The 944-nt window shown below is 74.5% G+C and carries 1 protein-coding gene; it reads right to left on the bottom strand.

What is annotated here, in order from left to right:
* The coding region (locus B7767_RS34155) for an alcohol dehydrogenase catalytic domain-containing protein (RefSeq protein WP_143652783.1) at positions 1 to 944 on the bottom strand (944 nt) is incomplete at both ends.

The raw sequence follows: 944 nt of genomic DNA, 5'->3' as shown, positions 1-944 counted from the left end.
GCCGTCAGCCGCAACGACGCGTCCACGAACTCACCCGCCAGCGCGTTCAGCACCACATCCACGCCCCGGCCACCACTCACCGCCCGGAACTTCTCCTCGAAGCCCAGATCACGCGAGGACGCGATGTGGTCCTCGTCCAGCCCCAGACCCCGCAGCGTCTCCCACTTGCCCTCACTCGCGGTCGCGAACACCTCCGCACCCAGATGCCGGGCCAGCTGCACCGCCGCCATACCCACACCACCAGCACCGGCATGCACCAGCACCGACTCCCCCGCCCGCAGACCCGCCAGGTCACGGAAGGCGTACAGGGCCGTCAGGAACACCAGCGGCACCGACGCCGCCTGCTCGTCCGTCCACCCGTCGGGGACGCGGACGAGGTAGCGCTCGTCGATGAGCACGGTGTCGGCCAGGCCGCCGGGCACCATGCCCATGACCCGGTCGCCGACCTGTAGTCCGGTGACCTCGGGGCCGGTCTCGGCGACGACACCGACCGCCTCCGAGCCGAGGAGCCCGGCCTCACCCGGGTACATGCCGAGCGCGTTGAGCACGTCGCGGAAGTTCAGCCCGGCCGCCCGCACGTCGAGGCACACCTGCCGCCCCTCCGGCGCCTGGAGCGCCTCCGGGGAGGGGGCGAGGGTGAGGGCGTCGAGGGTGCCGCGGTCGTCGCTGTCGAGCCGCCAGGGCAGTCCGGCGACCGGGAGCAGGCTCGCGCCGCTGGTCAGCCGGGCCAGCCGGGCGACGCGCACGGTGTCGTCGCGGACGACGAACTGGGTGTCGCCCCCGGCCAGCAGGGCGGGCAGCCGTCCCAGCAGTGTGCGGACGGCGGCGCCCGTGGTGTCCGCGTCGAGGTCGAGCAGGGCGAAGCGGCCCGGGTTCTCGGCCTCGGCGCTGCGGACCAGGCCCCGGGCGGTGGCAGCGGCGAGGTCGCGCACCCGCTCGCCGGT

The organism is Streptomyces sp. 13-12-16, from assembly GCF_002114215.1.
Taxonomy (GTDB): domain Bacteria; phylum Actinomycetota; class Actinomycetes; order Streptomycetales; family Streptomycetaceae; genus Streptomyces.
The sequence above is the reverse complement of the archived record's forward strand: the minus strand, read 5'-3'. Positions and strand labels throughout refer to the sequence as shown.